A 23,841-nucleotide genomic window follows, 5' to 3' on the forward strand; every position below is an offset into this window, starting at 1 on the left:
CATGAGCAGCCAAGCAGTAGAAATTGAAATTTTAGGTAAAGTTACCCGAGTAAATTGCCCCGCTGGGAAGGAAGACGCACTGCGTCAAGCCGCCCGCGACCTTGATCGTCGTATCAAAGAAATGGCAGACAAAACTAAGGTAGCCAATACCGAAAAATTGATGACTATCGCCGCTTTGAACGTATGTTATGAACTCTTGGAACGGCAAATTGACGAGCAACAACAAAGCGACATCGAACAGCGTCTCGAGCTATTGGATGGAAAGCTAGAACAAGCGTTGCAAGATAAAAGTCAAATAGCATAAGATTAGATTTACCCTGGGGTGTGCGTCAGCAGGATTTAAGTCCCTGAGCCGATAAGCAATCCTTAAGGGTTAGTACTTGGTAGCTATTGAGCAAGCTCGACTCGTATCGAGAAGCCTACGGTCATCATTGCTGATCCGCCTTGAACCAGCTGGTTCAAGGGCCACAATCCTCAACGGCACTCTGGGGTACCCTTATGATTTCCTCTTCTCGTCAACAAATCCGACAGCAGATGCGCTCCATACGCAACACTCTTTCATCATCATTTATCGACCAAGCTAGCCTTAATCTAAAAACTCACATTGCGCAGTTAACTGAGCTTAAATCCGTTAAGAAAGTTGCCCTGTACCTGGCTAACGATGGTGAGCTAAACCCTATGCCGAGTATCAAATGGCTGTGGCAACAAGGCATCGACGTTTATGTTCCCGTTCTGCATCCCTTCTCTAAGGGACATTTATTGTTTCTCCATTTCACTGCAAGTACAGAACTGGTTACCAACAAGTATGGGATCTCAGAACCCAGACTCGACATGCAAAATATCTGCCCTGTGAGTGAGTTGGATATCATTTTCACTCCATTGGTTGCCTTTGATGATCTTGGGCATCGTTTAGGTATGGGCGGTGGCTACTATGACCGAACACTAGCGCCATTTCAGACCAATCATAAACCGCTAGCCATAGGACTCGCTTTCGACCAGCAAAAGATAGACAAGGTACCGATAGAGAGCTGGGATATGCCACTGCAGAAGATCGTTACCCCAAGCCAAATCTGGCAGTGGTAAAGGTCGAGAAAATTGAAGACGAAAACGATTAACAGGTGTCATCTATACTGCATCTGTATATAATCGCGACGTCTTTCCCCCTTACTCTCGGAGAACTAAAAATGACCCAAGACGAAATGAAAAAAGAAGCTGGTTGGGCAGCACTTAAATATGTTGAAGCTGGATCTATTGTTGGTGTTGGTACAGGTTCTACCGTAAATCACTTTATTGATGCATTGGGCACCATGAGTGACAAAATTAAAGGGGCAGTTTCTAGCTCAGTAGCCTCTACTGAGAAACTAGAAGCACTAGGTATTCAGGTTTTCGACTGCAATGATGTTGCAGGTCTTGATGTTTATGTTGATGGCGCAGATGAAATCAACCCAGCTCGTGAGATGATCAAAGGTGGCGGTGCTGCTCTTACTCGCGAAAAAATCGTAGCGGCTATCTCTGACAAGTTTGTATGTATCGTTGATGGCACCAAAGGCGTTGACGTTCTTGGTGAATTCCCACTTCCAGTAGAAGTTATCCCAATGGCACGTTCATACGTGGCACGTGAGCTAGTGAAGCTTGGCGGTGATCCTGTGTATCGTGAAGGCGTTATTACCGACAACGGCAACGTTATCCTCGATGTACACGGTATGGCTATCGAGAACCCTAAGCAGCTTGAAGATCAAATCAACGCTCTTCCTGGCGTAGTAACCGTAGGTCTATTCGCACACCGTGGTGCTGACGTGGTAATCACAGGTACTCCTGAAGGCGCAAAAGTCGAAGAGTAAAGAATAAGCAATTCTAAAAAATTGTTAAAAAATTACAGCGATGGGCCCTAAAATGGGTCCATCGCTTTTTTTTAAGTAATTTTCTTACCCATGACTTAGTTTTTTTGTTAACTTAATCATAAACCGTCACAGGTAAACGATTGCTTTTTTGTAACTTCTTCGATCTATACGTTAAGGAACGACTATCATGACCAGAGTCTCGCTTCATAAAGATAAAATCAAAATCTTACTCTTGGAAGGACTACACCCTTCTTCAGTAGAGGTACTAGAAAGCGCTGGTTACTCCAACATCGAATATCTTAAAGGCTCTCTATCGGAAGAAGAGTTAATTGAAGCTATCAAAGATGTTCACTTTATCGGTATCCGCTCTCGCACCAACCTTAATGAACGTGTACTTGCAGCAGCCAACAAGCTAGTTGCTATCGGCTGCTTCTGTATTGGTACTAACCAAGTCGACCTAAATGCCGCCGCAGCTAGAGGTGTGCCTGTATTCAATGCACCTTTCTCTAACACCCGCAGTGTGGCTGAGCTAGTGCTAGGCCAAATCCTGCTGCTACTTCGCGGTATCCCAGAGAAGAACGCCCTTGCCCACCGTGGTATCTGGAAGAAGAGTGCCGATCACTCTTACGAAGCACGTGGTAAGCGCCTTGGTATTATCGGCTACGGCCATATCGGTACTCAGCTAGGCATCATCGCTGAAAACCTAGGTATGCGCGTATATTTCTACGATATCGAGAATAAGCTATCGCTTGGTAACGCTACTCAGATCCCGACCATGGCAGAGCTACTAAACAAGTGTGATGTGATCAGCTTGCACGTACCAGAAACTGCAGGAACCAAGAACATGATGGGCGCCGAAGAGTTTGCCATGATGAAACCGGGTTCAATCTTCATTAATGCTGCTCGTGGCACTGTAGTGGATATTCCAGCGCTATGTGACACATTAGAAGCGGGTCACCTTGCTGGTGCGGCTATCGACGTATTCCCTGTTGAGCCTAAGACCAATGCAGATACCTTCGAGTCGCCACTGACCAAGTTCGACAACGTTATCTTGACTCCTCACGTGGGCGGTTCAACCCAAGAGGCACAAGAGAACATCGGTCTTGAGGTTGCGGGTAAGCTGGCTAAGTACTCTGATAACGGCTCTACACTCTCGAGCGTTAACTTCCCTGAGGTATCTCTACCGCAGCACAGTGGTACATCTCGCTTGCTTCACATTCACGAGAACCGTCCTGGTATCCTAACCCAGATCAACACCATCTTCGCATCAGCGGATATCAACATCGCAGGTCAGTACCTACAGACTAAAGGCGATATGGGTTATGTAGTTATCGACGTAGAAGCGGCTCGCTCAGAAGAAGCGCTAGCCAAACTTAAGGAGATCGACGGTACCGTTCGAGCTCGTCTGCTTCACTAATTGTCTCGTCCTAAAATACGTTGACAGTTTTCTTAAGCCAACAGCATTAGCTGTTGGCTTTTTTCATGTACCTCATTTGGTGTCTTCATCCCTAAGCTGAGGTGTGGCCTGATGCTGTTGTAGGTAGCTACGGATTCACTGATTAGCTTGTTTAACTCAGTTATATTCTGACAAGTTTCCAGTAAGAACTCCTGTTTAAGTATGCCATTTATCCTCTCCGCCAGTGCGTTTTGGTAGCAGTCGTATCCATCCGTCATTGAAGCCAGCATGTTGCCAATCTTCAGGCGCTCTTGATAAAGACCTGAGCAGTACTGAAGCCCACGATCAGAATGATGGATGCATGGACTGTGGTATTGGCGTTTATTTATCGCCATGTCTAGCGCCTTTACTACGTCCGTCGTTTTCATCTCGTTACTGAGCTCGTATCCCATTATTTTTCTGCTAAAAGCATCTGTGACTAACGACAGATAGTGGGTTCCCTCGCGCGACTGAACATAAGTAATGTCACTGACCAGTACCTGCTCAGGCCGACAAGGAACAAAGTCCTTCAGTCGATTAGGATGCTTCTTCATCCAATGTTTACTATTGGTTGTCTTTGTATAACTGCGCTTGGGCCGAACGAGTAACAACTCTTGTCTTAAGTAGTCGAAGAATGCGTCTCGACCAAGCTTGATACCTTGAGCGATAAACTTCGGTTTAAGTAAAAAGTACAGCTTTCTTGTTCCTAAACGAGGCATATAGCGCCTAAGTTCAAGCACCATTTGCCGGACAGACTCAAGCTCAGCCTGACGTACAGCCTCCCGTTTTTCACGTTGATAAACACTTTGCCTAGTGAATCAAAGTAGTCGACATAGCCGACTTAAACTTACGCTTTTCTCTTTTTGAACGCTTCTGGCCCCTTGTCTATATACTTTTTTCTGAGGCCGGTCCCATACTCTGCATCAAGAATATCTATCACTTCGTTATAGAAAAGAGTTTTTAGACGTTCATCTTCAAGTTCTTTCTCGAGACGCTTTATCTTTTGAGCAGGAGACTCTTTTGTCTTAGCGGTTTTATGCATGGCTGTTCTCCTTGGGTTTCGCGTCCAATCCATCTGACCGTGCTTTCTGAGCCAGGTTAGAACTGTCGAACGGCCTTGGATACCATAGATAGCTTGGGCTTGTTTATAGGTCATATCGCCTCTTTCAACAGCGGCAACGACCTGTAATTTAAAGCCTAGTGTGTAATCGCACTGAGTGCGCTTAATGTAGGGTCTGTTTGAAGTAGTCATAATTCGTCCTCAATGTGTAAACACATTTCAGGACGGGACAAATCACAGAAAAAAGCCCTTCGATATCGAAGGGCTTTTTCGTTTAATCCAGTTTATACACCACGCTTACTCTATCGCGGATAGTGATGGTGGAATCTACATAACCAGAAGACTCTTTCGCTTCATCCATGCTCATAGCGCGCATCACAGGCGATGCCGATGAAGACTGATATTGGATCTGCCATACATTTCCAAGGTCTTCGCCAAAGTCTTGCGCTAATGCCTTAGCTTTAGCCTGAGCATCCTTCACAGCAGCTTGCCGTGCTTTGGATTGGTACATGTCTGCATCTTGAACACCCAAGCGTACGCTATCCACACGATTCACTCCTGCTTTTAAAGATGCCTCTAAAACCTTAGGCAAAATAGCTAGGTTGGTTATCTCCACATTGATTCTGCGATTTGCTCTATAGCCCTTGGTTTCAGGTGTACCATTCTTTGGATAGTGGATCTGAGGGGCAATATTAAGATTGCCGGATTGGATGCTAGCCTCGCTGATGCCCAAGTCGTTTAGTGCCTTTCTAAGCTGAGCAACAACCTTATCCGCCTGCTGTTTGGCACTCTCAGCGCTCTCATCGTTGATAACCACCTGCAGCGCAACGTCAGCCTTATCTGGAGTCGCGGTAACCTCGCCCTGACCTGTCGTTATCAGATGCGGAAAATCAAAGCTCTGAGCCTGTGCCATCTGCAACGGCAAACAAGCCATACCACCCAACAACAACGTTTTTATCCACTTCATAAACACCTCTATAACTATGCGTACATAGGATTAGGACTCTAGTTGCCGGTGAAGGTTTCATAACACACTGCTTTTTAGTCCCAACCCGGCTCGCGACTCTCTAAAGCATCAAACGCAAAAAAGGGATGCTATTTGGCATCCCTTTGTATCTGTTTGCGGATTAGTCGACCTTGTTTAGGTGAACATCCATTTGTGGGAATGGAATTTCGATACCATTCTCATCCAGTGCAATCTTGATAGCTTGCAGCGTATCAAAATATACATCCCAATAATCTTCTGTCTTACACCACGGGCGAACTACAAAGTTTACTGAAGAATCTGCAAGAGCTAGTACACCAATCTGAATACCTTTCTCTTTGATTAGACGATCATCGGCTTCAAGGGTTTGGCGAATAACCTGTTCGGTCTTCTTAAGGTCAGCACCATAAGAAACACCGATAACATGGTCAACACGGCGTGTAGCGTGTCGCGAATAGTTAGTGATTGGACTGCCGATAACACTGCCGTTTGGTACAACAACCATCTTGTTATCTGGAGTAGTCAATACAGTTTGGAAGATCTGGATAGATTCTACAGAACCCGCTACACCACCAATCTCTACATAGTCACCGGACTTGAATGGACGGAATGCGACGATAAGCACGCCTGCGGCAAAGTTAGATAGTGAGCCTTGTAGAGCAAGACCAACTGCCAAACCCGCGGCACCGATTACAGCAACCACTGATGCTGTTTGAACGCCAAGACGACCAAGAGCGGCGATTAGCACGATTACAAACAGTAGATAGCGAACCATGGCATGAACAAAGTCAACAACCGCTTTATCCATACGTCGCTTCTCAAGCATCTTACCGACACTGTTTGCGATCATTTTAGTGATGATATTACCGATAAAGAGAATGAGAATAGCGGTAATAATATTGACGGCATAACCGATCAGTAGGTCTTGGTTGTTGGTCAACCAATGATGGGCTTCCTGCATACCTTCATGAAGGGCGTCTACACTTGGGACTTCAGGTACTTCTGCTTCTTGTGACATCGTAAAATTCTCTTCCGTAATAAAGCGTTACAAATCATTTATGTGATCTGCATCATACTTCCGTATATGCATCTAAGGTCAAGAAATTGTCAGAAAATTCAATTCCTTGGAACTTTGAGTATATCACCCAAAAACTATAGTACAGAAGACAAAAAAAACCCGCTACGAGAGCGGGTTTTTCTAAACTAATTAATAAGTTGCGAGCTTATTATAGTACGTCTACTGCGTTTAGGTCAGCGAACGCTTTCTCTAGGCGAGTAACCATTGAAGCTTGACCTGCACGTAGCCATACGCGTGGATCGTAGTACTTCTTGTTTGGTGCATCTTCACCAGTTGGGTTACCGATTTGGCCTTGTAGGAAATCACGGTTTTCAGCTTCGTATTGACGAACGCCATCCCATGTAGCCCACTGAGTATCAGTATCGATGTTCATTTTGATTACACCGTAGCCGATAGACTCTTGGATTTCAGCTTCAGTAGAACCAGAACCACCGTGGAATACGAAGTTTAGAGCGTTAGGAGCGATACCGAACTTCTCTGCACAGTATGCTTGAGAATCACGTAGGATAGTTGGAGTTAGAACAACGTTACCTGGCTTGTATACACCGTGTACGTTACCGAAAGAAGCTGCGATAGTGAAACGGTGTGAAACAGCGTTTAGTTTCTCGTAAGCGTAAGCTACGTCTTCTGGAGAAGTGTATAGCTCAGACTGATCCATATCAGTGTTGTCTACGCCGTCTTCTTCACCACCAGTACAACCTAGTTCGATCTCGATAGTCATACCCATCTTAGCCATGCGCTCTAGGTACTTAGCACAAGTTTCGATGTTTTCTTCTAGAGACTCTTCAGAAAGGTCTAGCATGTGAGAAGAGAATAGAGGCTTACCAGTTTGAGCGAAGAACTCTTCACCCGCGTCTAGTAGACCGTCGATCCAAGGAAGAAGTTTTTTAGCTGCGTGGTCAGTGTGTAGGATTACTGGAACACCGTAAGCTTCAGCTACAGCGTGAACGTATTTAGCACCAGCTACAGCACCAAGGATTTGAGCACCTTGACCTTCTAGTTTAACGCCTTTACCAGCGAAGAAAGCAGCACCACCGTTCGAGAACTGAACAACAACAGGAGATTTTACTTTCGCAGCAGCTTCTAGAACTGCGTTTACAGAGTCAGTACCAACAACGTTTACTGCTGGAAGAGCAAATTTGTTCTCTTTTGCTACTTCAAAAACTTTTTGTACGTCGTCGCCAGAAATCACACCTGGTTTTACGAAATCGAAGATCTTAGACATGGAATTAATCCTATTTTCTGTCGTTAATTAATTGCACTTTGCAAAGTATGAAAAATATCGCATACAACACTGCCGCATTGTAGCAAAAAAATTAAAAAAGGCGGGAGTGATCCCGCCTAAAAATATTACGCTTTAGCACGCTCTTCTAGCATAGCTACAGCAGGAAGAACCTTACCTTCTACAAACTCAAGGAAAGCACCGCCACCAGTTGAGATGTAAGAAACGTCAGCCTTGATACCGAACTTATCGATAGCCGCTAGCGTGTCACCACCGCCTGCTACAGAGAAACCTGCAGACTCAGCGATTGCACGAGAGATACCTTCTGTACCCGCTTCGAAGTTTTTGAATTCGAATACGCCAACAGGGCCGTTCCATAGGATGGTTTTAGCGTTGCCAATGATTTCAGCAAGAGCTGCAGTTGAATCAGGACCTAGGTCGAAGATCATGTCGTCATCTGCAACGTCTGCAACGTTCTTGATTTCAGCTTCAGCGTTCTCATCAAATGCTTTTGCACAAGCAACGTCAGTCGCAACTGGGATAGAACACTCTTTCATTAGCTTCTGAGCAGTTTCAACTAGGTCTGCTTCATACAGAGACTTACCTACGTTGTGGCCAGCAGCAGCGATGAAGGTGTTTGCGATACCACCACCAACTACTAGTTGGTCAGCTACTTTAGATAGAGACTCAAGAACAGTCAGCTTAGTAGAAACCTTAGAACCACCAACGATAGCAACTAGTGGACGCTCTGGGTTGTCCATTGCTTTGCCTAGTGCTTCAAGTTCTGCTGCAAGTAGAGGACCTGCACATGCAACTGGAGCATGAGTACCAACACCGTGAGTAGATGCTTGAGCACGGTGAGCCGTACCAAATGCATCCATTACGAATACGTCACATAGTGCAGCGTACTTCTTAGAAAGCTCTTCTTCGTTCTTCTTCTCGCCTTTGTTGAAGCGAACGTTTTCAAGAACAACAAGCTCACCAGTGTTTAGCTCTAGGCCTTCTAGGTAGTCTTTAGCTAGCTTAACTTCGCAATCTAGAGCGTCGTTTAGGTAGTTAACAACAGGTTGTAGAGAGAATTCTTCAGCGTACTCGCCTTCGGTAGGACGACCAAGGTGAGAAGTAACCATTACTTTAGCGCCAGCTTCTAGGCAACGCTTGATAGTAGGAAGTGATGCAAGGATACGTGCATCAGAAGTTACTTTACCGTCTTTTACTGGAACGTTTAGGTCAGCACGGATAAATACGCGTTTACCTGCTAGATCCAGGTCAGTCATCTTGATTACAGACATTCTTTGTCCTCTTGTATAAATATTACAAAAATTTTTCACCCAAGCCTCGGCTCAGGCGTTCGAATTCAGTCAATATGAGATTTACATGGGGTCAATCTACACAAGTTCAAGGCATAAAGTACAAACTTTATTCATTTATTTTGAGCTATGTATTATTTTGAGTATTGCATCGCTAGAGCGGTGTCCAGCATACGGTTAGCAAAGCCCCATTCATTGTCACACCACACCAACATCTTAACCAGTTGGCCATCGCTAACACGAGTCTGAGAGCCATCTACAATGGCACTGTGAGAGTCGTGATTAAAGTCGATGGATACGAGCGGCGCTTCAGTATAGTCAACGATTGACTGTAATGTACACTGAGAGGCCTGCAGGAGTGTTTGATTTACGTCATTAACTTTCACTTTTGTATCTACAGTTACACTCAGGTCCATAGCTGTTACGTTAACAGTTGGCACTCGCACCGAAATCGCCTCAAATTTATTTTCAAACTTTGGAAAGATTCTTTCAATTCCCTTGTGCAGTTTAGTATCCACCGGAATGATTGACTGACTGGCACTTCGGGTTCTACGCAGATCTGAGTGATAGGCATCAATGACTTGCTGGTCGTTCATTGAGGAGTGAATGGTGGTAATAGTACCGTGCTGAATGCCAAAGGCTTCATCGAGAACCTTGATGATAGGAACGATACAGTTGGTGGTACAAGAGCCGTTGGATACTACCTTGTGCTCAGCTTTAAGGGTGTCATGGTTAACACCGTAGATGATAGTGTTGTCTAGATCCTGAGAGCCAGGGTGAGAGAAGAGCACCTTCTTAGCCCCGGCCTTGATATGTTGCTGTCCATCCGCTTGAGAGCCAAACACACCGGTACAGTCCAGAACAATATCCACATCTAGGTCGTGCCAAGGAAGCAGTTCAATATCGGCTAGGTGAAGGATACGAACCTCATCTTTGCTACCATCTTGATGGTGCACGTAAAGGTACTCTTGGGTATGAGAGACCTTCTTCTGAAAGCGACCATGACTAGTATCGTACTGAAGTAGATGCGCCATCGCATCCGGCTGCGCTAATTCGTTTACCGCAACCACTTGAATCTGAGAATGTTTACCGCTTTCGTACACGGCTCGTAGGACGTTTCGACCGATACGGCCAAAGCCATTAATCGCCACTCTTAGCATGGTGTTACTCCCTACCCTGCTTCTTGTCTTTTTATGTCACGGAAGTGTATCAGATCACAATTGGAGATCCATGTAGTAATCATAGTCGCTTGATTGCATTGACTAATTCGCCCATGCTAAAGAAAGCAAATGAACAAGGATGCTCAAAGTGCTACGAAGTTGGTTATGGACAAACCGCAAGGATCTCGGTTTTGTCGTTCTATTTTGGTTCGTTCTCTCAACAGCCTATCTAATTAAAGAATGGCCAAACGTGTCTACCCTGCAACTGGGCGACAACGACAACTACATGCGCTACGTGCAGTTTACTTCTTGGCTAGAAGTCGGTAATTGGTACCTTCAACCCATGCCGGACTTCAATCCTCAAGACGGTGTCCTCATCCACTGGTCACGCCTCCCAGATATCCCGTTAGCGGCAACTAGCCTTTTGTTTATGGAGTTTTTAGAACCCGCCACAGCTCATGCCATTGCGATGAGTGTGGTTCCTCTGTTCTATCTTTTGCTTCTGGCCATTTTGGGCTTTGCTTATTGCGACCATTATCTAGGGAAAGAACAGAGATTTGTCGCTACTCTATTTATCTTGCTCTCGCCATTAATTGGCAAATTTCTTCCAGGCTCTATCGACCACCATAACGTCCAACTCTTGTTCGTTGTGGCTTTCTTGCTCTTCTCGCCTATCACACAGCAGCAGTTTCAGGAACGATGGTGGGCATATTTACAAGGGCTAGTGCTCGCCCTATCTCTCTGGACAGGGTTAGAAAACTTCATCTTGTGGGTGCTTTATCTCGGTGTATATACACTACATGCGATCTGGTATGACTCTTCAAGAGTCTCTCACTTAAGGCGACTCTGCTTTACTGTGTTTGGTCTCGGTCTTGTTCTAATGTTGATAAACAGGCCCATATCAGAGTTTTTCTATCCAAGATATGACGCTATTTCTCTGCCATTTGTTCTGTGTTTTTTAGGTGGAGGTGCACTTCTCTTAATCTACGAAAAATGTCTTACTAAGGTGCTCAATCCGATAAAGCGAATCTTTTTTACAGCTTTAATCGCTTTACCTATCTTTGGCTCATTAGTGTTGCTGTACCCGGAGCTAATAAAAGGAGCCTACGCTGATTACCCAGCAATACTTCAAGAATTTTGGCTAAGTAACGTATCAGAAGCTCTTTCCATGTGGGATTGGATGCAAAAAGATGGCTTTTTCTCAGTGGAAAACTACTTTCTCTATTTTATCCCTGCAATTTGCTATCCATTAATAAAAAACAAGACGACGGCTATAAGCCTGCTTTATTCACTACTGATATTGAATCTAGTGATCGCCTTACTGTGGCAAATAAGAGCTATCAATCTATGTTTCATTCTAAGTGCCCCACTACAAGCCTATGTCATCTACCAATGGTTCAAGGAGCCAAAGCTCGAAGTTATTAAAGCATTTGCGCTAATCCTAGCTACGCCTTTAGTCACCATATTGTTATTAAGCTATATGCTACCCAAACCAGAAAGTGCTGAGAAAAATCAAACCAGCCTCCCCTCCTCATTACCTGAGCTGCTTTCAGAGTACAAGATCAGCGACACTGTCCTTATGACCGGAATAGAAACAGGGGCTAAAATCTTGGCTCTCAGTGACAACAAGATAGTAGCCGCGCCCTATCACAGGAATACTCATGGTAATAGCTTCATGATCTCAGGTTTCCTTGAAACCGATATGAATAGGGCTTTTAAATTACTCAAAAAACATCACGTAAGTTACATACTGATCAACAGAGACAATCAGTTAAGAGTAATTGAAAAAAACGCTAATGAGGGAGCCCTGATATTACGACTCAAGTCAGGTGACTTACCTATATGGGCAGAAAGAGTTAATACCCCGTCAAAGGATGACTACCAATTATTTAAAATCAAAGAGGTGTAATGATGGATTTGGACATTGCAGTTCTTCTTCCCTGTTACAACGAGCAAGGAGCAATAGGAGAGACTATTGCAAGCTTCCAGCAAGCCCTGCCGAGAGCAACCATATATGTATACGACAACAACTCTAGTGACCAAACCGCAGAAGAAGCAAGACAAGCTGGAGCTATTGTCAGATTTGAGCCTAGACAAGGTAAAGGGGAAGTGGTCAAGCGAATGTTCGCTGACATAGAAGCAGACGTTTACGTTATGGCTGATGGGGACAACACCTATGATGCGAGCATCTGTCCCGAGCTTATCGACACTCTCGTATCCGAGCGATTGGATATGATAGTAGGGACTCGCTCTCGAGAACTAAGCTCGTATCCGAAGGGACACGTACTTGGAAATAAAGTCTTTTCTAATCTGATAAATCGAGCATTCAACTCGAAGCTAGAAGACGTTTTTTCTGGCTACCGAATCATGAGCAATCGCTTTGTAAAGTCACTACCCATATTCAGCGACGGCTTTCAAATAGAGACCGAGCTAACCGTTCATGCCCTTCAGCACAAAATCCCTATCAAAGAAGTTCCTACAAAATACATCTCTCGTCCAGAAGGAACTGAAAGCAAACTAAAAACCTACCGAGATGGATTCAAAATACTTAACTTTATTATGTTCCTGCTCAGAGATGTAAGACCACTTTTCTTCTTTAGTTGTATCTCAGCAACATTAATCACCCTGTCTCTTTTCTTAGGCCTGCCTGTTATATTTGAGTTCTTCGAAACGGGCCTAGTCCCGAGATTCCCAACCGCAATCCTTGCAAGCTCCATCGCACTCATTGCGGTCATGTCCCTATTTAGTGGACTAATTCTAGATAACGTCAGCCGGGGACGAAAGGAGCGAAAGATGGTTACATACCTCAGAACGCCTTTCTTCGGACATAAAAAAAGCCAGCAGTAATCTGCTGGCTCTCATCTAGATATTTAGACGATTAAGCTAGAAGCTCTTTCGCTGTGTTTACTACGTTTTCAGTAGTAAAGCCAAACATCTTGAATAGTTCACCTGCTGGTGCAGACTCACCGAAGGTAGTCATGCCGATGATCTTGCCACCGAAGCCAACGTACTTGTACCAGTAGTCAGCGATGCCCGCTTCAACTGCGATGCGCTTAGTTACTGATGCAGGTAGAACCGCTTCACGGTATGCTTCATCTTGCTTGTCGAACACGTCAGTTGCAGGCATAGATACTACGCGTACAGCTTTGCCCTGTGCAGAAAGCTCAGCTTGCGCTGCTACTGCTAACTCAACCTCAGAACCGGTTGCAATGATGATCAGCTCAGGCGCACCTTCACAATCTTTGAGGATGTAACCACCCTTAGCGATGTTTGCTACTGTCTCTGCGTCACGCTCTTGCTGTGCAAGGTTTTGACGAGAGAAGATCAGAGATGTTGGACCATCTTTACGCTCGATAGCCAGTTTCCAAGCCACAGCAGACTCAACCTGGTCACATGGACGCCATGTGCTCATGTTTGGAGTTACACGCAGAGAAGCAAGTTGCTCTACAGGTTGGTGCGTTGGGCCATCTTCACCCAGACCGATTGAGTCGTGAGTGTAAACCTGAATATTCTGAACCTTCATCAGAGCCGCCATACGCATAGCATTACGCGCGTACTCCATGAACATTAGGAAGGTTGCACCGTAAGGTACGAAGCCGCCGTGCAGTGCGATACCGTTGATGATCGCCGTCATACCGAACTCACGCACACCGTAGTGGATGTAGTTGCCTGAGAAGTCTTGAGCTTCAAGAGACTTAGAGCCAGACCACATGGTTAGGTTTGATGGAGCAAGGTCAGCAGAGCCACCCATGAACTCAGGTAGCATCTTACCGAACGCTTCTAGCGCATTTTGAGATGCTTTACGTGATGCGATGTTCGCTGGGTTTGCTTGAAGGTCAGCGATGATTTCTGCAGTCTTCGCTTCCCACTCAGCAGGAAGGTCGCCGTTTACGCGACGCTTAAGCTCAGCCGCTTCTGCAGGGAATTCTTTTGAGTATGCTTCGAACTTGTCGTTCCAAGCTGCTTCTTTAGCTCTACCCGCTTCATTCGCATCCCACTCAGCGTAGATGTCAGCTGGGATTTCAAATGGTGCGTGCTCCCAACCTAGGAATTCACGTGCCGCTGCGATTTCAGCTTCACCTAGTGGTGCGCCGTGGCAGTCGTGAGAACCTGCTTTGTTTGGAGAACCAAAGCCGATGATGGTCTTAGTACAGATAAGAGTAGGACGTGGGTCCGCCTTAGCCGCCTCAATTGCTGCGTTGATAGCGTCAGCATCGTGACCGTCTACCGCTGGGATTACGTGCCAGCCGTACGCTTCAAAACGCTTAGGAGTATCGTCAGAGAACCAGCCTTCAACTTCACCGTCGATAGAGATGCCGTTGTCATCCCAGAATGCGATCAGCTTGCCTAGGCCTAGAGTACCCGCAAGTGAACACGCTTCGTGAGAGATACCTTCCATCAGACAGCCGTCACCCATGAATACATAAGTGAAGTGGTCAACGATGTCATGGCCTGGCTTGTTGAATTGAGCCGCCAGAGCTTTCTCAGCAATCGCCATACCTACAGCGTTTGTGATGCCTTGACCTAGAGGACCAGTGGTAGTCTCGATACCCGGTGCGTAGCCGTACTCTGGGTGACCAGGAGTCTTAGAGTGAAGCTGACGGAAGTTTTTCAGGTCATCGATAGATAGCTCGTAGCCTGATAGATGAAGCAGAGAGTAGATCAGCATAGAGCCGTGGCCGTTTGAAAGTACAAAACGGTCGCGGTCAGCCCACTCTGGGTTTGAAGGGTTGTGGTTCAAGTGACCACGCCATAATACTTCGGCAATATCAGCCATCCCCATTGGGGCGCCTGGGTGACCAGAGTTAGCTTTTTGTACACCATCCATGCTTAGAGCGCGGATTGCATTGGCTAGATCTTTACGGGAAGACATGTCTGCTCCTGAGTGCGTATGCAATTGATTAAATGATTCCTGACCTTAATGCCCAACTAGGACGAGCACTAAGCGCGACTATTGTCGCAGAGCATAATTATTACCGCAAACCCTTTCAAATATGCAAACGCAACTATTCAAACTTTGGTGTGCAACAAGTTTTAGCCAATTTACATAAACTAGCCCCATATCGCGCAATCGTTTGGCTAACTTTTATATACAAAAAAACTTGTATTTCACTCATTCAAAATTAGAATAGACGTCCAGAAGTAGAAACATCTACTAAATAATCATCAAAAAAGACGCTTTAAGCGTCTTTTCTTAACTACAGAATAAGGGAGCCCAGCATGGCTAAGCACCTGTTTACCTCTGAATCGGTTTCTGAGGGACATCCTGACAAAATTGCAGACCAAATCTCTGATGCGGTTTTAGACGCAATTCTTGAGCAAGACCCTAAAGCACGTGTTGCGTGTGAAACATACGTGAAGACCGGTATGGTAATGGTTGGTGGTGAAGTGACCACCTCTGCATGGGTTGATATCGAAGAGCTAACTCGTCAAACCGTTCGTGAAATTGGTTACGTTCACTCTGACATGGGCTTCGATGCTGACTCTTGTGCAGTACTAAACACCATTGGTAAGCAGTCTCCAGACATCAACCAAGGTGTTGATAAAGCTGACCCTAAAGATCAAGGCGCGGGCGACCAAGGCATCATGTTCGGTTACGCAACTAACGAAACCGACGTTCTTATGCCAGCTCCTATCACTTACTCTCACCGTCTAGTTGAGAAGCAAGCTGAAGTTCGTAAGAACGGCACCCTTCCATGGTTGCGCCCAGATGCAAAATCTCAGGTAACTTTCCAGTACGACCAAGGTAAGATCGTTGGTATCGATGCTGTAGTTCTTTCTACACAGCACTGTGACACCATCTCTACTCCAGACCTACGTGAAGCTGTGATGGAAACCATCATCAAGCCTGTACTTCCTTCTGAGTGGTTGAACAAAGAAACTAAGTTCTTCATCAACCCAACTGGCCGTTTCGTAATCGGTGGTCCTATGGGTGACTGTGGTCTTACAGGTCGTAAGATCATCGTTGATACCTACGGTGGCGCAGCTCGTCACGGTGGCGGTGCATTCTCTGGTAAAGATCCATCTAAAGTTGACCGTTCTGCGGCATACGCAGCTCGCTACGTTGCTAAAAACATCGTTGCGGCAGGCATGGCCGATCGTTGTGAAATCCAACTTTCTTACGCTATCGGTGTTGCTGATCCAACATCTATCATGGTTGAAACCTTCGGTACTGAGAAAGTGTCTCACGACATCATCATCGAAGCGGTACGTCAGCACTTCGACCTACGCCCTTACGGCCTACAAGAGATGCTAAACCTTCTTCAGCCTATCTATAAGAAGACGGCAGCATACGGTCACTTCGGTCGCGAAGAGTTCCCATGGGAAGCGACTGACAAAGCAGAAATGCTGAAAGAGTTCGCAGGCATTAAGTAATCGCCTCGACACCCTAATCTTGAAAAAACCTCAGCTTGCTGAGGTTTTTTTTTATACCTGTAGAAAACTAGCAAGCACAATTTCTGTGCAAAATTTGTATTTAGCACCATCAGCGACAATAGTTATACCTGAAGGAACTGTGAAGCCAATCAAGTTTTGTATAGCATCAGGAACGATGAAAAAATTTTTGGCTACAGTTTGCCGTCACCCTCGTATTAGAGAAGAGCGCTACTTCGAAGCAGGTGACGAGTTTACGGGACAAAAACAGGAGGATGTCATGCCTCGTACATTTAATGAAAACGACTTTCAGGATTCTGAGCGTATCAGCGACGGCGAATACGCTAAGACCATACCTTGTAACCAGATAAGCATCTCAGACCCATTCCAGTGGTTAGCCATGGGTCTCAACGATATGGTGCGTTCACCCATAATTAGCTTCTTTTATGGCTTCTGTTTTGCTGCCGCAGCAGCGGGCATTGTGGGCTTAATTAACCTTCAGGGTGTGCACTCTCACCTCGTGGTGTTGCCAGCACTAATCGTCTACATGCTAATAGGGCCGTTTCTGGCCTTGGGCTTATATGACGTAAGTTGGTCTAGAGAAAAAGGTAAACAACCAAACCTAGTACACTCGATGAAAGCCATTGGTAGAAACTCTACCTCACAATGGGCATTCGCTGTGCTTTTGGTTGTTACCATGATTTTCTGGATGCGCATTGCAGCCCTGTTGCATGCTCTATACCCATCGGTAGCCGGGGCTAGTATTATCGAGTTTGCACCTTTCCTGATCACGGGCTCTATCGCAGGTTTCATTTTAGCTAGCCTAGTGTTCAGCATTTCAGTATTTTCTATTCCGCTAATGCTAGAGCGCCGTGTAGACATGATGACGGCAGTTTTCACCAGCTTTAATGCGGTAAGAAAGAATCCAGCACCTATGGCGGTTTGGGCGGTGATCATCTGCGGAGGTGTACTGATCGGCTTTGCTACCTATGGCATTGGCATGATAGTAACCATGCCTATCCTAGGCTACGGAACATGGCATGCGTACCACGCCACCATACAGAAAAAACATCACTAAACAATCGAGCGGGCTTGATGCCCGCTTTTTTTATGTTCAGCTAACAGATACACTGATGTCAGTTTTACCACACCTGCTCCAAGATGAATCAATATCAGCTCAAGCTAAATCAGAAGCTAGACAGCCTACTCGCAACCGCTAATAAACACTTCGATAAGCAGTTTCCCAAACCTGAACTACTTTTGAATCTGCGCGGGAAAGCTGCGGGGCAAGCTCTGCTACAAAAGAACATCATCAAGCTGAACCCTATATTGGCCGAAGAGAACAAACAGGCGTTCATCGAAGAGGTATTGCCTCACGAGTTGGCCCATCTAATAACCTATCAACTGTTTGGTCGCGTTCGCCCACATGGAAAAGAATGGCAATACACTATGGAGCGAGTATTTAAGATACCGGCCAAGCGCACTCACTCTATGGACGTTCAATCGGTACAGGGTAAAACCTTTGAGTACCAGTGTGGTTGCAATCATTACCCGCTATCCATCCGTCGACATAACAAGGTTGTTCGAGGTGAGATGAGTTACTCCTGCCGCTCTTGTGGAGACAAACTGATCTTTACCGGCAAACAGCTCTCCTAAGCCACTGGTTAATTTTTCTTCAAGGCGCTATCATGCGCCGGTTTTGTTTTAAGTAGTATTCAAGATGTTGTTTCGCTTCCTCGCCCTGTTTGCTGTTCTGTTTTCTACAATTTCACTGGCAGCTCCACACTCTTTTTATCAATCCAAAAAGCTTGCTGTCTCTATCTATCAGCAGCATCCCACTAGCTTCTATTGTGGATGTGATATTGAGTGGAACGGCAAAAAAGGCATACCTGATCTGAATAGCTGTGGCTATCAAGTACGTAAGCAAAAAAAGCGTGCCAGCCACATCGAGTGGGAACATATAGTCCCTGCCGCGCACCTAGGACAACAACGCCAATGCTGGCAGGATGGAGGTCGTAAAAACTGCACCAAGAATGACTCAACCTACAAAGTGATGGAAGCAGATCTACACAACCTAGTACCTGCTATAGGTGAAGTAAACGGCGATCGCTCCAACTATCAATTCAACCAATGGAAACCCAACAGTTCTGATGTTAGCTATGGTCAGTGCAGCATGTATGTAAGCTTTAAAGACGACATGGTAATGCCTCCAGAGGGGGCTCGTGGCCCCGTCGCTCGCGCTTATTTATATATGGAAAACCAGTATCCAATCAGGCTGTCTAAACAGCAACAACAACTAATGCATGCCTGGAATCGTCAGTACCCAGTCACAGACTGGGAGTGCCAAAGAGACAGACAAATCCAAGCTATCCAAGGAAATTCCAACCCCTTTGTCCGCGAGCAATGTTCTCAAGTGAACTAGAGGCTTGTTATTTGCTATGCGAGATACCATATTAAGCATTAGTTCAAATAGTTACGGAAACATCCCTTATGCGCGTCCCAAGGATTTATCACCCAAATCCAATTGAGTCTGCGTCCATTGTTCAGCTAAGCGAAGATGCAGCTGGGCATGTCGGCCGAGCCCTACGAATGCAACCTGGACAAGAGGTTCTCTTGTTCGATGGTTCTGAATTCGAATACCTAGCCTCTATCACCGAGGTCACCAAGAAGAACGTGACCGTAGAGATAAAGTCCAAGACAGAAAGTCATGTGGAATCGCCACTGGATATTCATCTTGGGCAGGTAGTCTCTCGTGGTGACAAGATGGAATTCACCATCCAGAAGTCTGTCGAGCTTGGGGTAAACACAATCACACCTCTGCTATCTGAGCGCTGCGGAGTAAAACTTGACGCTAAGCGCTTCGAGAAAAAACTTCAGCAATGGCAAAAGATTGCCATCTCAGCGTGTGAGCAGTGCGGCCGAAATAAGGTGCCTGTTATCCGCCCTATTATGCAGTTGGAAGATTGGTGTGAGGAGGAGTACCAAGGCCTCAAGCTAAACCTTCATCCACGCGCACCCTACTCTATTAACTCGCTACCTGAGCCTGTACAAAAGGTGAAGCTATTGATCGGCCCAGAAGGTGGTCTATCCGATGGCGAAATCGAAATGGCCAGCGAAAAGAACTTTGAACAAACCCTTTTAGGCCCTCGCGTTCTTAGAACTGAGACCGCGGCGCTAACCGCTATTACCGCATTGCAAGTCCGCTTCGGCGACCTTGGTTAGGAGACAACAATGATCAAATTAGGGATAGTGATGGACCCAATCTCGTCCATCAACATCAAGAAAGACTCAAGCTTCGCTATGCTTCTTGAAGCACAGAAACGTGGCTATGAAATCCACTACATGGAAATGCAAGATCTTCAATTAGATCAAGGCGTTGCTATGGCAGATACCAAGACTCTAAAGGTTGAGCAAAACCCTGACTCTTGGTACGAGTTCCTATCTGAGCAGACCATCGAACTTTCTGACCTAGACGTAGTGCTGATGCGCAAGGATCCTCCGTTCGATACCGAGTATATCTACGCGACTTACATCCTTGAGCGTGCGGAAGAGAAAGGCACCCTTATCGTAAACAAGCCACAAAGCCTGCGTGACTGTAACGAAAAGCTGTACACGGCTTGGTTTGCTGACCTAACTCCAACCACTATCGTGACCCGCAAAGCTGAGAAGATTAAGGCATTCCAAGAAGAGCACGGCGACGTGATCTTAAAACCTCTTGATGGCATGGGCGGCGCATCTATCTTCCGCGTGAAGAAGAACGACCCTAACGTATCGGTAATCATCGAGACTCTGACTAACCATGGTCAAAACTATGCCCTAGCTCAGACCTTCGTGCCTGATATCAGTAACGGTGACAAGCGCATCCTTATCGTCGATGGTGAGCCTATGCCTTACTGCCTAGCTCGTATCCCTGCTGAAGGTGAAACTCGCGGTAACCTAGCCGCTGGCGGTACCGGTGTTGCTCGCCCACTTAGCGACACAGATTGGCAAATAGCGAATGCAATTGCGCCTACACTTAAACAGAAGGGTTTGATCTTCGTCGGTCTTGACGTGATCGGCGATAAGGTTACTGAAATCAACGTAACCAGCCCTACCTGTATTCGCGAAATTGAAGCTGCATTCGATGTATCAATCACAGGCAAGCTGATGGAAGCAATCGAGCGCTACGTTCGCCCATAAATCTAGTTGTAACGACCACCAGCAATGGTGGTCGACATTTTGGAGATAGTGCATGAATCTGACCAATCACTTTCTGGTAGCCATGCCCTCTATGAAAGACCCGTTTTTCAAGCGCTCGGTCATCTATGTCTGTGAGCACAATGAAAATGGCGCCATGGGTATCATGATCAACGCCCCTATCGATATCACTGTGGGCGGTATGCTCAAGCAGGTGGAGGTTGAACCAGAACTTCCACAAGACCAAGATAGCCTCAATCAGCCAGTACATAACGGTGGCCCTGTGGCGGAGAATCGTGGTTTTATTCTGCATCAGCCAAAAGACAAGTATCAGTCAAGCATCGACATGACTGAAGCCCTGAGTATGACTACCTCAAAAGATATTCTAGAGGTGCTGGGTACAGCAGATGAGCCAGATAGGTATCTAGTCGCCCTAGGCTATTCGGGCTGGGAAGCGGGACAGCTTGAAAACGAACTTGCAGAGAACTCTTGGCTCACCATGGAAGCCGACCCTGAGATTATCTTTACCACTCCAGTGCAAGAGCGTTGGAACAGTGCAGTAAAATCTTTAGGTATCGATGTAGCCCAACTCTCTGCCCAAATAGGACACGCATGAGTAACAGAACCATCATGGCCTTCGACTATGGCACCAAGAGTATTGGTAGCGCCATAGGCCAAGAGGTCACAGGCACAGCCTCACCTTTAAAAGCCTTTAAAGCAAAAGACGGCATCCCAAACTGGAACGATATCGAGGCTCAACTCAAAGAGTGGAAGCCAGATTTGGTTGTAGTAGGTTTGCCAACAGACCTTCACGGCAAAGAACTCGCCACCATCACTCCAAGGGCAAAGAAATTCGCTAACCGATTACACGGTATGTTTGGAGTTCAAGTAGAGCTGCACGATGAGCGCCTATCAACCACAGAAGCGCGCGCCGAGCTCTTTTCTATGGGTGGCTACAAGGCCCTATCTAAGGGCAATGTAGACTGTCAATCAGCAGTGGTTATCCTCGAAAGCTGGTTCGAAAATCAATGGGGTTAGCCCATATCGATACTCACCGTATCCAAGCTACTACTAGAATCACCTCCGCGGTGATTCTTTAGTTTTAGGCGCAGTTCATTGCTAGAGTCAGCCGATCTCAGTGCATCTTCCTCACTGACTTTGCCATCTATAACCAACTGGAATAGAGAGTTATCAAAGGTGCAAACTCCCTCATTGTTGGTCTTAGACATATAGTTCTTCACCTCGGAGATCTCTCCCTGACGCACCAACTCTGATGCCCTTGGCGTTGCCAGGAGTACCTCAAGCGCAAGGTGACGTCCTTTGCCTTCTTTATCCTTGAGTAACTGTTGAGCAACTATCCCTTTTAGGTTCAACGAAAGATCCAATAAAAAATGCTCTCGTTGTTCTTTAGGAACCAAATGCAAGATACGCTCTAGGGCTTGGTTAGCATTATTTGCATGCAAGGTCGCAACACACAGATGACCCGTTTCTGCAAAGGTCATGGCATAGCGCATAGTCTCAGGCGTTCGTATCTCGCCTATCACTATCATATCTGGTGCCTGACGAAGAGAGTTTTTAAGCGCAATCTCATAGCTCTCGGTATCTAATCCCACCTCACGCTGAGTAACGATGCTCGAGTTATGTTGATGCACAAATTCGATAGGGTCTTCAACGGTTAGGATATGCCCTCGCTGAGTCTGATTTCTATGCCCAACCATAGCAGCAAGTGTGGTGGATTTACCTGAGCCTGTTGCCCCCACCACTAACACTAGCCCTCGTTTAACTAGCGAAAGATCCTTAATGCTTTGTGGCAGGCCTAGCTCATCCATAGTTGGAATTCGCGTCTCAATATGACGAATAACCGCCCCCGGAAGGTCTCGCTGGAAAAAGGCACTGACCCTAAATCTTCCTTCGCCAGATTCGATAGCAAAGTTAGACTCGCGAGAGGCGCGATACTCTTTGCGCCTGTCATTATCCATGATGCTATCGAGCAGAGCCGTCACCCCAGATTGATGCAGTTTTTCACCAAATGGGGTTAGCTCGCCATCGATGCGGAACATGCAGGGTGAATCTACCGTGATATAGAGATCTGAGGCCTTCTGCTCAATCATGGCCTCTAACACTTGTTTTAGCTCCATACGCCCTCCTAGAACTCCAACCCCATGGTCTGCTCAATCTTAGCGTTGACCTCATCAACCGAGACCACCCCTCTTTGCAGAAGCTCACGCGCCGATTGCTCCATGGTTTTCATTCCCTGCGCCGCACCTGTTTGAATCACGGAATACATCTGCGCCACCTTGTCTTCGCGAACTAGGTTACGAATAGCAGGATTCGCCAGCATGATCTCATGACAGGCCACACGCCCTCCGCCAACTCGCTTCAATAGCTTTTGTGCTATCACTGCTCTTAGCGATTCCGACAGCATTGAGCGCACCATGTTCTTGTCTCCAGCAGGAAAGACATCGATAACCCTATCGATAGTCTTAGCCGCTGAGCTCGTATGCAAGGTACCGAATACTAGATGCCCAGTTTCAGCCGCAGTCAGAGCAAGGCTTATGGTTTCCATATCCCTAAGCTCACCCACTAAGATAACGTCTGGGTCTTCACGCAACGCAGAGCGAAGCGCCGCCTTAAAACTGTGGGTATCTCTATGTACTTCCCTTTGGTTTATCAGGCACTTATCACTGTGATGCACAAACTCGATTGGGTCTTCTATGGTCAACACATGCTTGTTCTGATGCTTGTTAATATGGTCAACCATGGCCGCTAAGGTGGTGGATTTACCCGAACCAGTAGGCCCGGTGACCAAGACTAAGCCCTTCTCATAATTGGCAATCTTTTCAAAGATCGGGGGCGTCTCGAGCTCTTCAAGGGATGGGATAACGGTCGGAATGGTTCGGAACACGGCCGACGCACCACGGCTTTGCTGGAAGGCATTCACACGAAAGCGCCCTACCGATTGCAGCTCGATAGAAAAATCTATCTCTAGCTTGGCTTCGAATTCACTGCGCTGAGCATCATCCATAATATCGAACACTAGGTTATGCACTTCGTTCTCCGTCAGCGCATCTATCTCTAAGCGACGTACATCACCATCGATTCGCACCATGGGAGGTAAACCCGATGACAGATGTAGATCTGATGCATTATGCTTTACACTAAAGCGAAGCAATTCCGTGATATCCATAAAAATTCCTGTTAA

The 23,841-nt window shown here is 46.2% G+C and carries 22 protein-coding genes, 1 other RNA gene and 1 pseudogene; 15 read left to right on the forward strand and 9 right to left on the reverse strand.

The genetic code is table 11. The features are described 5' to 3' along the window. The first annotated feature begins 1 nt into the window (after position 1). The 5 genes from zapA (at position 2) to serA (ending at position 3,258) form a co-directional block, all read left to right on the forward strand. Positions 2-304, forward strand: a complete 303-nt coding sequence (gene zapA / locus Pcarn_RS11585) for a cell division protein ZapA (protein WP_261834022.1) — start codon at positions 2-4, stop codon at positions 302-304. A 7-nt stretch (positions 305-311) separates the two neighbouring features. Further along, a non-coding RNA gene (gene ssrS, locus Pcarn_RS11590) (6S RNA) lies at positions 312-496 on the forward strand. A 5-nt stretch (positions 497-501) separates the two neighbouring features. Continuing rightward, on the forward strand, positions 502-1,083 hold the full coding sequence (locus Pcarn_RS11595) for a 5-formyltetrahydrofolate cyclo-ligase (RefSeq protein WP_261835677.1): 582 nt from the start codon (positions 502-504) through the stop codon (positions 1,081-1,083). A gap of 101 nt (positions 1,084-1,184) precedes the next feature. Continuing rightward, positions 1,185-1,841 (forward strand): ribose-5-phosphate isomerase RpiA, encoded by a 657-nt coding sequence (gene rpiA / locus Pcarn_RS11600; protein WP_261834023.1) that lies wholly within the window; start codon positions 1,185-1,187, stop codon positions 1,839-1,841. A 187-nt stretch (positions 1,842-2,028) separates the two neighbouring features. Further along, on the forward strand, positions 2,029-3,258 hold the full coding sequence (serA, locus tag Pcarn_RS11605; RefSeq protein WP_261834024.1) for a phosphoglycerate dehydrogenase: 1,230 nt from the start codon (positions 2,029-2,031) through the stop codon (positions 3,256-3,258). A 32-nt stretch (positions 3,259-3,290) separates the two neighbouring features. Here serA and Pcarn_RS11610 read toward each other — a convergent pair. The 6 genes and pseudogenes from Pcarn_RS11610 to epd all read right to left on the reverse strand — a co-directional run bounded on the left by Pcarn_RS11610 (position 3,291) and on the right by epd (position 10,091). Continuing rightward, positions 3,291-4,528, reverse strand: a pseudogene (locus Pcarn_RS11610) (IS3 family transposase). Between the two features lie 82 nt (positions 4,529-4,610). Beyond that, positions 4,611-5,303 carry an SIMPL domain-containing protein gene (locus tag Pcarn_RS11615; protein ID WP_261834025.1) on the reverse strand — a complete coding sequence of 231 codons (693 nt, stop codon included), beginning with the start codon at positions 5,301-5,303 and terminating at the stop codon, positions 4,611-4,613. A gap of 160 nt (positions 5,304-5,463) precedes the next feature. Next, positions 5,464-6,339 (reverse strand): small-conductance mechanosensitive channel MscS, encoded by an 876-nt coding sequence (mscS, locus tag Pcarn_RS11620; RefSeq protein ID WP_261834026.1) that lies wholly within the window; start codon positions 6,337-6,339, stop codon positions 5,464-5,466. 208 nt (positions 6,340-6,547) lie between these two features. Beyond that, the gene (gene fbaA / locus Pcarn_RS11625; RefSeq protein WP_261834027.1) at positions 6,548-7,624 is read right to left on the reverse strand and encodes a class II fructose-bisphosphate aldolase; all 1,077 of its coding nucleotides are present in this window, start codon (positions 7,622-7,624) and stop codon (positions 6,548-6,550) included. 125 nt (positions 7,625-7,749) lie between these two features. After that, positions 7,750-8,913 carry a phosphoglycerate kinase gene (locus tag Pcarn_RS11630; RefSeq protein ID WP_261834028.1) on the reverse strand — a complete coding sequence of 388 codons (1,164 nt, stop codon included), beginning with the start codon at positions 8,911-8,913 and terminating at the stop codon, positions 7,750-7,752. Between the two features lie 152 nt (positions 8,914-9,065). Beyond that, positions 9,066-10,091, reverse strand: a complete 1,026-nt coding sequence (epd, locus tag Pcarn_RS11635; protein ID WP_261834029.1) for an erythrose-4-phosphate dehydrogenase — start codon at positions 10,089-10,091, stop codon at positions 9,066-9,068. A gap of 139 nt (positions 10,092-10,230) precedes the next feature. Between epd and Pcarn_RS11640 the strand changes: the two genes are divergently transcribed. After that, the gene (locus tag Pcarn_RS11640; protein ID WP_261834030.1) at positions 10,231-12,000 is read left to right on the forward strand and encodes a hypothetical protein; all 1,770 of its coding nucleotides are present in this window, start codon (positions 10,231-10,233) and stop codon (positions 11,998-12,000) included. Next, positions 12,000-12,938, forward strand: coding sequence for a glycosyltransferase family 2 protein (locus tag Pcarn_RS11645; protein ID WP_261834031.1), 939 nt, complete (start codon positions 12,000-12,002; stop codon positions 12,936-12,938). Before Pcarn_RS11640 ends, Pcarn_RS11645 begins: the two co-directional genes overlap by 1 nt. Positions 12,939-12,969: 31 nt before the next feature. Here the strand turns inward: Pcarn_RS11645 and tkt are convergent, their stop codons facing one another. Then, complete coding sequence (gene tkt / locus Pcarn_RS11650) at positions 12,970-14,964, reverse strand: transketolase (protein WP_261834032.1); 1,995 nt, start codon at positions 14,962-14,964, stop codon at positions 12,970-12,972. A 347-nt stretch (positions 14,965-15,311) separates the two neighbouring features. Here tkt and metK point away from each other — a divergent pair, with 347 nt between their 5' ends. The 8 genes from metK (at position 15,312) to ruvX (ending at position 21,677) form a co-directional block, all read left to right on the forward strand. Beyond that, positions 15,312-16,466, forward strand: coding sequence for a methionine adenosyltransferase (gene metK, locus Pcarn_RS11655; protein ID WP_261834033.1), 1,155 nt, complete (start codon positions 15,312-15,314; stop codon positions 16,464-16,466). Between the two features lie 277 nt (positions 16,467-16,743). Beyond that, a complete protein-coding gene (locus Pcarn_RS11660; RefSeq protein WP_261835678.1) occupies positions 16,744-17,541 on the forward strand; it encodes a DUF2189 domain-containing protein in 798 nt (265 codons plus the stop codon). 83 nt (positions 17,542-17,624) lie between these two features. Further along, positions 17,625-18,119: a SprT family zinc-dependent metalloprotease gene (locus Pcarn_RS11665; protein WP_261834034.1), complete on the forward strand. Its 495-nt coding sequence runs from the start codon at positions 17,625-17,627 to the stop codon at positions 18,117-18,119. Between the two features lie 64 nt (positions 18,120-18,183). Then, entirely contained in the window at positions 18,184-18,885 is a 702-nt protein-coding gene (locus Pcarn_RS11670) for an endonuclease (protein ID WP_261834035.1), read from the forward strand. A gap of 68 nt (positions 18,886-18,953) precedes the next feature. Beyond that, positions 18,954-19,685 carry a 16S rRNA (uracil(1498)-N(3))-methyltransferase gene (gene rsmE, locus Pcarn_RS11675; RefSeq protein ID WP_261834036.1) on the forward strand — a complete coding sequence of 244 codons (732 nt, stop codon included), beginning with the start codon at positions 18,954-18,956 and terminating at the stop codon, positions 19,683-19,685. Between the two features lie 9 nt (positions 19,686-19,694). Further along, positions 19,695-20,642: a glutathione synthase gene (gene gshB, locus Pcarn_RS11680; protein WP_261834037.1), complete on the forward strand. Its 948-nt coding sequence runs from the start codon at positions 19,695-19,697 to the stop codon at positions 20,640-20,642. A gap of 52 nt (positions 20,643-20,694) precedes the next feature. Beyond that, a complete protein-coding gene (locus Pcarn_RS11685) occupies positions 20,695-21,255 on the forward strand; it encodes a YqgE/AlgH family protein (protein WP_261834038.1) in 561 nt (186 codons plus the stop codon). After that, on the forward strand, positions 21,252-21,677 hold the full coding sequence (gene ruvX, locus Pcarn_RS11690) for a Holliday junction resolvase RuvX (RefSeq protein ID WP_261834039.1): 426 nt from the start codon (positions 21,252-21,254) through the stop codon (positions 21,675-21,677). Before Pcarn_RS11685 ends, ruvX begins: the two co-directional genes overlap by 4 nt. On the opposite strand, the gene Pcarn_RS11695 is transcribed toward ruvX, so the two are convergent. Then, the gene (locus tag Pcarn_RS11695) at positions 21,674-22,777 is read right to left on the reverse strand and encodes a PilT/PilU family type 4a pilus ATPase (RefSeq protein WP_261834040.1); all 1,104 of its coding nucleotides are present in this window, start codon (positions 22,775-22,777) and stop codon (positions 21,674-21,676) included. The two genes, ruvX and Pcarn_RS11695, sit on opposite strands and share 4 nt — an antisense overlap. 8 nt (positions 22,778-22,785) lie before the next feature. Next, a complete protein-coding gene (locus Pcarn_RS11700) occupies positions 22,786-23,826 on the reverse strand; it encodes a type IV pilus twitching motility protein PilT (protein ID WP_261834041.1) in 1,041 nt (346 codons plus the stop codon). Positions 23,827-23,841 lie beyond the last annotated feature (15 nt).

The sequence above is a fragment of the Vibrio ishigakensis genome (genome assembly GCF_024347675.1).
Classification (GTDB): Bacteria; Pseudomonadota; Gammaproteobacteria; order Enterobacterales; family Vibrionaceae; genus Vibrio; species Vibrio ishigakensis.

Excerpts from the sequence above, each read along its gene's own strand:
- rsmE (WP_261834036.1), top strand. The coding sequence starts at position 18,954 with ATGCGCGTCCCAAGGATTTATCACCCAAATCCAATTGAGTCTGCGTCC.
- Pcarn_RS11665 (WP_261834034.1), top strand. The coding sequence starts at position 17,625 with ATGAATCAATATCAGCTCAAGCTAAATCAGAAGCTAGACAGCCTACTC.
- Pcarn_RS11640 (WP_261834030.1), top strand. The coding sequence starts at position 10,231 with ATGCTCAAAGTGCTACGAAGTTGGTTATGGACAAACCGCAAGGATCTC.
- Pcarn_RS11660 (WP_261835678.1), top strand. The coding sequence starts at position 16,744 with ATGCCTCGTACATTTAATGAAAACGACTTTCAGGATTCTGAGCGTATC.
- Pcarn_RS11685 (WP_261834038.1), top strand. The coding sequence starts at position 20,695 with ATGAATCTGACCAATCACTTTCTGGTAGCCATGCCCTCTATGAAAGAC.
- gshB (WP_261834037.1), top strand. The coding sequence starts at position 19,695 with ATGATCAAATTAGGGATAGTGATGGACCCAATCTCGTCCATCAACATC.
- Pcarn_RS11700 (WP_261834041.1), bottom strand. The coding sequence starts at position 23,826 with ATGGATATCACGGAATTGCTTCGCTTTAGTGTAAAGCATAATGCATCA.
- rpiA (WP_261834023.1), top strand. The coding sequence starts at position 1,185 with ATGACCCAAGACGAAATGAAAAAAGAAGCTGGTTGGGCAGCACTTAAA.
- Pcarn_RS11630 (WP_261834028.1), bottom strand. The coding sequence starts at position 8,913 with ATGTCTGTAATCAAGATGACTGACCTGGATCTAGCAGGTAAACGCGTA.
- ruvX (WP_261834039.1), top strand. The coding sequence starts at position 21,252 with ATGAGTAACAGAACCATCATGGCCTTCGACTATGGCACCAAGAGTATT.
- metK (WP_261834033.1), top strand. The coding sequence starts at position 15,312 with ATGGCTAAGCACCTGTTTACCTCTGAATCGGTTTCTGAGGGACATCCT.
- Pcarn_RS11670 (WP_261834035.1), top strand. The coding sequence starts at position 18,184 with ATGTTGTTTCGCTTCCTCGCCCTGTTTGCTGTTCTGTTTTCTACAATT.
- fbaA (WP_261834027.1), bottom strand. The coding sequence starts at position 7,624 with ATGTCTAAGATCTTCGATTTCGTAAAACCAGGTGTGATTTCTGGCGAC.
- Pcarn_RS11645 (WP_261834031.1), top strand. The coding sequence starts at position 12,000 with ATGATGGATTTGGACATTGCAGTTCTTCTTCCCTGTTACAACGAGCAA.
- epd (WP_261834029.1), bottom strand. The coding sequence starts at position 10,091 with ATGCTAAGAGTGGCGATTAATGGCTTTGGCCGTATCGGTCGAAACGTC.
- Pcarn_RS11695 (WP_261834040.1), bottom strand. The coding sequence starts at position 22,777 with ATGGAGCTAAAACAAGTGTTAGAGGCCATGATTGAGCAGAAGGCCTCA.
- tkt (WP_261834032.1), bottom strand. The coding sequence starts at position 14,964 with ATGTCTTCCCGTAAAGATCTAGCCAATGCAATCCGCGCTCTAAGCATG.
- zapA (WP_261834022.1), top strand. The coding sequence starts at position 2 with ATGAGCAGCCAAGCAGTAGAAATTGAAATTTTAGGTAAAGTTACCCGA.
- mscS (WP_261834026.1), bottom strand. The coding sequence starts at position 6,339 with ATGTCACAAGAAGCAGAAGTACCTGAAGTCCCAAGTGTAGACGCCCTT.
- serA (WP_261834024.1), top strand. The coding sequence starts at position 2,029 with ATGACCAGAGTCTCGCTTCATAAAGATAAAATCAAAATCTTACTCTTG.
- Pcarn_RS11615 (WP_261834025.1), bottom strand. The coding sequence starts at position 5,303 with ATGAAGTGGATAAAAACGTTGTTGTTGGGTGGTATGGCTTGTTTGCCG.